The organism is Corynebacterium sp. HMSC036D03 (assembly GCF_001836185.1).
Taxonomy (GTDB): domain Bacteria; phylum Actinomycetota; class Actinomycetes; order Mycobacteriales; family Mycobacteriaceae; genus Corynebacterium; species Corynebacterium simulans.
The window spans coordinates 1-3,307 of record NZ_KV827745.1; the positions used below are offsets into that span (position 1 = coordinate 1).

Annotated in this window: 4 protein-coding genes; 2 read left to right on the forward strand and 2 right to left on the reverse strand. The window is 56.3% G+C overall.

The genetic code is table 11. The features are described 5' to 3' along the window. Positions 1 to 188 precede the first annotated feature (188 nt). On the forward strand, positions 189 to 1,079 hold the full coding sequence (locus HMPREF2692_RS08275; protein WP_005328806.1) for a cation diffusion facilitator family transporter: 891 nt from the start codon (positions 189 to 191) through the stop codon (positions 1,077 to 1,079). Between the two features lie 30 nt (positions 1,080 to 1,109). After that, positions 1,110 to 1,292, forward strand: coding sequence for a hypothetical protein (locus HMPREF2692_RS08280; protein WP_005324624.1), 183 nt, complete (start codon positions 1,110 to 1,112; stop codon positions 1,290 to 1,292). 186 nt (positions 1,293 to 1,478) lie between these two features. Here HMPREF2692_RS08280 and HMPREF2692_RS08285 read toward each other — a convergent pair whose 3' ends face one another. Next, positions 1,479 to 1,778, reverse strand: a complete 300-nt coding sequence (locus HMPREF2692_RS08285; RefSeq protein WP_141740993.1) for a hypothetical protein — start codon at positions 1,776 to 1,778, stop codon at positions 1,479 to 1,481. A 94-nt stretch (positions 1,779 to 1,872) separates the two neighbouring features. Next, positions 1,873 to 3,216 carry an IS256 family transposase gene (locus tag HMPREF2692_RS08290; protein WP_062035649.1) on the reverse strand — a complete coding sequence of 448 codons (1,344 nt, stop codon included), beginning with the start codon at positions 3,214 to 3,216 and terminating at the stop codon, positions 1,873 to 1,875. Positions 3,217 to 3,307: the final 91 nt, after the last annotated feature.

Below are 3,307 nucleotides of genomic sequence, written 5' to 3' on the forward strand. Positions count from 1 at the left end.
ACGCCGAACGGACACACATTCTGCTACTTAACCCTACTTTTTGGTTGTTCATGTTTCAGCTTCTCTACACATTCAAAGGACAACTGCACAATGACCTAAATCAGGCCGACTTGGCCTCAGTGGCTGCGCTTACCGCCATCCATTTTCATTTAATTGTCAATAAGCGTCGACGGGGATAGGCTGAGTGCATGGCACACGAGCACCACGACCACGATCACTCCAGCACGCCGCTGCGCGCACTCTTGATTGCGCTAGGCATTACCGGCACCGTCTTCTTCGCGGAGCTGATCGGCGGCTGGTTGGCGGGTTCGATGGCGCTGATGGCGGATGCGATGCACATGCTTTCCGACGCTGCGGGGTTGATCATCGCGGTGTTAGCGGTGTTGGTTGGGCGCCGACAAGCATCGGCTCAGGCCACGTACGGCTACCGACGAGTGGAGGTGCTTGCTGCACTGGCGAACGCAGTGATGGTGCTGGCGATCTCGGTGTGGATTGTCGTCGAGGCGGTGCGCCGCCTGCAGAGCCCGGCCGAAGTGCAGGGAAAAACGATGCTGATCATCGCGGTGATCGGCCTGGTGGCGAATGCGCTATCGGCGTGGGTTCTGCACCGGCACCGCAAATCCTCGATCAACGTGGAGGGCGCGTTCTTGCACGTGTTAGTGGATATGCTCGGCTCGGTCGCAGTAATCGTGGCCGGCATCGTGGTACTGACCACGGGGTTTGTGGCGGCGGACGTGATCGCCTCCCTAGCGATCGCGGCGATGGTGCTGCCGCGCGCCTGGCAGCTCATGCGGCTTTCAGCGAGCGTGCTGCTCGAGCAAGTCCCGGCGGACTTCGACGCCAGTGCGATCGAGCCCGCGCTGCGGCAGGTCGAGGGCGTTGCTGACATCCACGACCTGCACCTGTGGAGCCTGGACGGCGTGAACGTGCTCACGACCGTGCATATCGTGCGCGACGGCACCGTCGGCACCGGCCCGCTGTTGGATGCCGCCCAGCAGGCCCTGCGCGAACACGGTATCGAGCACTCCACCATCCAGATTGAGCACCCAGAGCACGAATCCCACGAGACGGTGTGCTGATTCCCTTCTAACCTGACTTAGGCCAATTTTGTGCGGAAGTTCGCGGCCGGTGATTACTTGGATGGTGGCAGTGAGGTCGGGCGGGAATGGTACGGCGGCGTGAATGGTTTCGCCGCCAACGACGAGTTGAAAGCTGCGGTATTTCTTGAGTGTTCTCACGAGGCGTTTGATGAAGTGACCACTGCGGGTCTCCATCAGGTGGGTCACGGCTAGTGCTGCCATCACAATATTGAGATGTGCTGTGATCGAGTTTTGTTTCCTCGCATAGATTGGGCGTGCTTTCAGGTCTGATTTCGACATCCGATACGACATTTTCAATGTGGAATAGCCTGCGGTAATGCCTGATAACCTCCTGGGCGGGAAGAGCGGTCAGGTCGGTTTCATAGCCTTTAATTCCGGCTAGGGCTCGGTGTTTGCAGCGAGAGCGTAGTTGACCTTCTTGTTCGGGGTGGAAAGATCGAAATAGCGGTTGCGCTTAATGGCGATTTCGCCGTCAACAGCGCGTTTGGCTTTTGCGACTTGCTCTTTGATTCCGCGCAGGCCGCGTCTGGCCCGATCATAGGAGTACTGGAAGTGGGTCACCGTATTCGGGGTTGTGTGTTTGCGCGCATCGCTTGCCGAGGCTTGTGTCCAGATCTGGCCGTGGGCGTAGGCTTCACCAGGGATTTCCCGCCGCCAGGTTTCAATCACCTCAGGCACGGTGGGGTTTCACCGACAAAATGTAGTGCAGACCTGCATCTATCAATGCTTGCTTGTTCGGAGGGTGTCAAGTTGTTTGTGTGTGGGGCTAGGTTTATAGGTATTTGTCGAAGCGGTCGGGGTAGGCAACGGCCATTTGGTTGATGGCTTGTTTCCAGCCGGAAACTCGGGCTCCTTCCATGAGTCTGCCGGCTGTCGCTGAGACTCGTTTGCCTTGCTTTGCCCTCTTTGCGGCTCGTTTGTCTTCGATGTTGCAGGTCATCAACCACAGCGTCTTTATCGCTGATTCATCGTTGGTGAACTGCACCCTGTTGCGGGTAGCTTTACGCAGTTCATTGTTAAACGACTCAATGGAGTTCGTCGTATAGATTACCTTTCTGGCTGCTGGTGGGAACTGGAGAAACGGTACGAAACGCGCCCACGCATCACGCCAGACCTTGACTGAGCGGGGATATTTCTCACCCAGCTCGGAGGCTTCAAATTCGTCTAAAGCAACCTGTGCTGTGGGCTCGTCCGTGGCAGTGTAAATCTTTTTCAACGCGGCTGATACGCCCCGGCGATCCCCGTAGGCTACCCACCGGTTAGCGGCGCGAATCAGGTGCACGATACAGGTTTGCACCATAGAGTTCGGCCAGGTTGCCTCAACTGCCTCTGGCAGGCCTTTCAGCCCGTCACAGCAGACGATAAAGACGTCCTTGACCCCACGGTTAGAAAGGTTGGCGCATACCTGCGCCCAGAATGAAGCGCCTTCTTCCTTGGCAATCCACAATCCTAAAATGTGCTTAATACCGTTGAGATCCACGCCGATTGCCATGTACGCAGATTTGTTGACTACTCGGCCGTCGTCGCGGACTTTAATGCGCAACGCGTCCAGGAAAACCACGGGGTAGAACTCGTCTAGCTGGCGGTTTTGCCAGACCATGACCTCATCGAGCACGGCGTCAGTAACCGCAGAAATCGTCTCATGGGAAATATCGACACGCATCGACGTTGCCATATGGTGCTGGATGTCCCTAATTGTCATCCCACCGGCGTACAAGCTGACGATCATGTCATCGACATCAGTCAAGCGCCTAGAACCTTTAGGGACCATAGTCGGCAAGAATGTTCCAGCCCGATCCCGAGGGACATCAACGGTGACTGGCCCGTAGTTAGAATCCACGGTCTTTGGATACGACCCGTTGCGGTAATTGTCTGTTCTAGCTGCAGCTTTAGCGCTCCTGTCGCCAGACTCGTAGCCCAGGTGGGCATCCATTTCAGCGTTGAGTCCCCTGGTAATCGAGGCTTGTAACATGCCGCGAACTAGGTCGTTGGCATCCGTTGTGGACGTGCCTAGGTCATCAATCAGTTTCGCGATGTCAGGGTTAGCAAGCAGCTTCTTTTCAATCGCATCAATCTTGGCCTTATTAGCCGGATCTCGTCTCGCCACAGTAGTCATTCTGGTCCATCTCCTTATGCGGGTTAGGTACCCACACACAAACCATCAGACACTCTCTGGTGTGCTTTCCGGGTGAGTAAAAACAGGCCAC